Origin of the sequence: Promicromonospora umidemergens (assembly GCF_024171995.1) — a bacterium.
Classification (GTDB): domain Bacteria; phylum Actinomycetota; class Actinomycetes; order Actinomycetales; family Cellulomonadaceae; genus Promicromonospora; species Promicromonospora umidemergens.
Genome location: NZ_JAMTCT010000052.1, coordinates 1 through 3,836, shown reverse-complemented (window position 1 = coordinate 3,836; position 3,836 = coordinate 1). Strand labels below are relative to the sequence as shown.

Genomic DNA, 3,836 nt, shown 5'->3' with positions numbered 1-3,836 from the left:
GCGCTGGACAACGCGATCCGTGGCAAGGCACGGCTCATCACGCCGGCGGAGCTGGACCGGCACCGGGCCGACGGCGAGAAGGTCCAGGTCGTCGATGTCCGCTCGGCGAAGGATCGGGCCAAGGGCTTCGTGGAGGACTCGGTGCACATCCCGCTGGCCGAGCTGCGCGCCCGGGCCGGTGAGCTGGACCCGGCGGCGCTGACCGTGACGTACTGCAACAAGGGCGTTACTGGGAACGCGGGACAGAACGTGCTGCGCAACCTCGGCTTCGAGCAGGTTTACAACCTGTCCGGCGGCAACAAGAACTACCAGGCCTGGACGTCGGCTCACTAGTCGAAGCGGCTACGGCCAAGGGGGTGTGAGTCCCGGGCACCTGCCCGGGACTCACACCCCATTTTGTGCGGTCCGGTCGTCAGTCGCTGGAGCGGCCGTGCTCGACGCCGGTCGTGAACCCGATCTTGACGGGCTCGGGTGCGCTGCCGCATCCAGAGGTCGGCTCGGCCGTGCTACCGCAGCCGGTCGCCGCCTCGGCGGGTGCACTCAGTCCGAGCGTGACCGTCTGCGGGCCTGACGGCGTCGCGCAGCATCCGCCGCTGGTCGCGCCGGCCAGAGCCTCGGCGGAGACCACGCCGTCCGCGTCGGCGGCGAACGCCAGGTCCGAGGAGCAGACGCCGGTCTGCGGCAGGTTCAGCTCGACTGCGTCGGCCGCTGCCCGGTCCCCGGCGAGGGCCGCGACCACGGACCGCACCTGCTCGTAGCCGGTGGCCAGCAGGAACGTGGGCGCCCGGCCGTAGGACTTCATGCCGACCAGGTAGAACCCGTCGTCCGGGTGCGTCAGCTCGGTCTCGCCGTGCGCGGGCACGGTGCCGCACGAGTGGTGGTTGGGGTCGATGAGCGAGGCGATCTGGCGCGGCGCCTCGACGACGGGGTCCAGGTCGAGACGGACCTCGCGCAGCATGTTCAGGTCGGGCCGGAAGCCGGTCGCGTTGACGATCGTGTCGACGGCCAGGTCGAGCACGCCGTCGGTGCTGTCCTTGCGTGCCGTGCCCAGCACACGCACGGCGCCTGAGGCGTCGGGCTCCAGGCGTTCGATCGCGACCCGGGTGAGCAGCTCGACGCGCCCGGCCTCGACGGCGTCGCGCAGGCGCGTACCGAGCAGGCCGCGGGCGGGCAGCTCGTCGTCGCTGCCGCCGCCGTACAGGCGGCGCGCCGAGCCCCCGCGGATGGCCCAGACGATGCGTGTGGTCGGCTCGTCCTTGGCCAGCTCGACCAGGCTGAGCAGGGTGTTCGCCGCGGAGTGGCCCATGCCCACCACCAGGGCGGTCCGGCCGGCGAACCGCTCGCGGTCGAAGCCCAGCACGTCGGGCAGGGCGCCGGTCAGGTGCTCGGCGGCGTGCTCCTCGCCGATTGCGGGCAGGCCCGACAGGCCGAGCGGGTTGGGCGTGCCGTAGGTGCCCGAGGCGTCGATGACTGCGCTGGCGCGGGTCTCGTGCACCTCGTTGCCGGCGGTGTACCGCACCAGGTACGGGCGACGCTCGCGGCCGAGGGACCGGGACCGGTCGGCGCCGTCCCTGGCGACGTCGGAGACCCGCGCGCCGTAGCGGACCTTGTCGCCCAGGACTGCGGCCAGGGGTGCCAGGTAGTTCTCGACCAGGTCGCTGCCGGTGGGCAGCGCGTCCGGGTTCGGCTCGGTCCAGCCGGTTCCGGTGAGCAGACGGCGGGCGGCGGCGTCGATGTCGTACTGCCACGGGGAGAACAGTCGGACGTGGCCCCACGAGGCAACGGCGGCGGCCGGGCCGTCCCCGGCTTCCAGCACCAGCGGTTCCAGGCCGCGCTCCAGCAGGTGTGCCGCGGCGGCAAGGCCGACCGGCCCGGCGCCGATGACGACGACAGGCAGGTTCTCGCGGGACGTCTCGGTCATGACCGACTCCTCAGATCGAAAGTTCTCGATGGATCAACGGGAGCAACATATCCATACTCTTCGATGCGTGGCAAGATGAGAGTCATGACCACCACTCTCGCCCTGGCCGACCCCCCGCGCACCGTCCCGGTGTCGGCGTCTGGTGCCTGCTGTGCACCGCTGGTCCGCGAGGCGGCTGATCCGCAGACCGCCATCGAGATCGCTCATGTGTTCAAGGCGCTGAGCGACCCCACCCGTGTGCGGCTGCTCTCGATCGTCGCCGCGCACGACGGTGGCGAGGCGTGCGTGTGCGACCTCACCGAACCGGTCGGCCTGTCCCAGCCCACGGTGAGCCACCACCTCAAGCTGCTCGTCGAGGCCGGTCTGCTCACCCGTGAGCAGCGTGGCAAGTGGGGCTACTACTCGGTGGTGCCCGGTGCGCTGAACCGGCTCGGGGCACTGCTGACCGAGGTGACGGTCACCGAGCCTACGCACTGAGGACAGCACCGATGCGGTGACGCGACCAGAGGTTGGGGGTTGCATCCTGTACCCAGGTACAGGCTTAGCGTCGAAAGTGCGCGGGGTGAACGGCCTCCGTAGATCAGGAGCATGCGATGTCTGACGAGTTGGCCTGGGTCGATGTCCAGGCGTGCACCCTTCCCACGGTCGAGCGCCCGCTACGGCTGGCCGAGTTCTACGCCGTCTTCGCCGATCACCTGGTCGACGTCACCGAGCAGTCGGCCACCAGCGCTGCCCTGCACTTCATCGGTGGTGACGACGTGAGTGCAACGCTCGCCGACCTGACCGCACGGGAGTCCCAGTGCTGCTCGTTCTTCGAGTTCGAGCTGACCGACGACAACGACTCCGCCCGACTGGCCGTGAACGTGCCGCCCGCACACGCCGACGTCCTGACCGCCCTGGTCGAGCGGGCGCGGCTCATGACTGCCGGTGGCGTGCGATGACGACCCTTCTCCGCTCCGGACAGGTGGCGCAGGCCGCCGGAGTCAACCAGCAGACGCTGCGCTACTACGAGCGCAGGGGCCTGCTGGAGGAACCCGAGCGCACCAACGGTGGACATCGCCTGTACCCCGCAGAGGCGGTGACCGCGCTGCGAGTCATCAAGACCGCACAACGCCTGGGGTTCAGCCTCGACGAGGTGGCCGACCTCCTGACCGCCGGCCATCATCACGGGCGCGTCGTCGACCCGGGTCTTCAGGCTCAGGCACGGCGCAAGATCGAAGAGGTCGACCAGCGCATCCACGACCTGGAGATCATCAAGGCCAACCTCCAGGCCGCCGTCGACGCAGGATGTGACGACATCACGCTGTGCGCGACGACCGACTGCTGCCCGATCCCGTTCGCCGAGCTGACGATCGACGAGACGAGCGCCGATGCGTGACCGCCACCTGCTCGGTGCAGGGGCAGCGGCATGCGCCGTCTGCTGTGTGCCACCGCTCCTAGCACTGGTCGGTATCGCGGGCGGCGGAGCCGCCGCCACAATCGCGACGGCTGCCTTCGCCGGGATCGCGTTCGGACTCGTCATCCTCGTCGCGGCTGTGTTCGCGTTGCTGCGCATGCGGCGGGTCAAAGCGACGTCGTGTACTCCCGAACCGGAGGTCTTCCAGATCGCAGTGGGCCCGAGGCCGGCCACCGACCTCACCAAGGGGGCGTGACACGCTTTGCCTGTGGACACTCTGCGTTCGATCGCCCTCTTCATCGTGGCCGCCATCGCCGAGATCGGCGGCGCGTGGCTGGTATGGCAAGGCGTCCGAGAGCACCGCGGCTGGATCTGGATCGGAGCCGGAATCATCGCCCTGGGCATCTACGGCTTCGTCGCCACACTCCAGCCCGACGCCAACTTCGGCCGCATCCTGGCCGCCTACGGCGGGATCTTCGTCGCCGGATCCCTGGCGTGGGGCATGGTGATGGACGGCTT

At 70.1% G+C, this 3,836-nt stretch carries 7 protein-coding genes; 6 read left to right on the top strand and 1 reads right to left on the bottom strand.

The genetic code is table 11. From position 1 onward, the window contains the following. On the top strand, positions 1 to 333 hold a 333-nt coding region (locus tag APR04_RS30125; RefSeq protein ID WP_253878306.1), incomplete at its 5' end, for a rhodanese-like domain-containing protein. Positions 334 to 412: 79 nt separating this feature from the next. Here the strand turns inward: APR04_RS30125 and APR04_RS30120 are convergent. Further along, positions 413 to 1,921, bottom strand: coding sequence for an FAD-dependent oxidoreductase (locus tag APR04_RS30120; RefSeq protein ID WP_253878304.1), 1,509 nt, complete (start codon positions 1,919 to 1,921; stop codon positions 413 to 415). An 84-nt stretch (positions 1,922 to 2,005) separates the two neighbouring features. Between APR04_RS30120 and APR04_RS30115 the strand changes: the two genes are divergently transcribed. From APR04_RS30115 to APR04_RS30095, 5 genes are all read left to right on the top strand, one after another. Further along, positions 2,006 to 2,398, top strand: coding sequence for an ArsR/SmtB family transcription factor (locus APR04_RS30115; RefSeq protein WP_253878302.1), 393 nt, complete (start codon positions 2,006 to 2,008; stop codon positions 2,396 to 2,398). A 116-nt stretch (positions 2,399 to 2,514) separates the two neighbouring features. Further along, on the top strand, positions 2,515 to 2,862 hold the full coding sequence (locus APR04_RS30110) for a hypothetical protein (RefSeq protein ID WP_253878300.1): 348 nt from the start codon (positions 2,515 to 2,517) through the stop codon (positions 2,860 to 2,862). Then, a complete protein-coding gene (locus APR04_RS30105) occupies positions 2,859 to 3,299 on the top strand; it encodes a MerR family transcriptional regulator (RefSeq protein ID WP_253878298.1) in 441 nt (146 codons plus the stop codon). Before APR04_RS30110 ends, APR04_RS30105 begins: the two co-directional genes overlap by 4 nt. Then, positions 3,292 to 3,573 carry a hypothetical protein gene (locus APR04_RS30100; RefSeq protein ID WP_253878296.1) on the top strand — a complete coding sequence of 94 codons (282 nt, stop codon included), beginning with the start codon at positions 3,292 to 3,294 and terminating at the stop codon, positions 3,571 to 3,573. Before APR04_RS30105 ends, APR04_RS30100 begins: the two co-directional genes overlap by 8 nt. Positions 3,574 to 3,585: 12 nt before the next feature. After that, a partial coding sequence (locus APR04_RS30095) for a YnfA family protein (RefSeq protein ID WP_253878294.1) occupies positions 3,586 to 3,836 on the top strand: 251 nt, incomplete at its 3' end.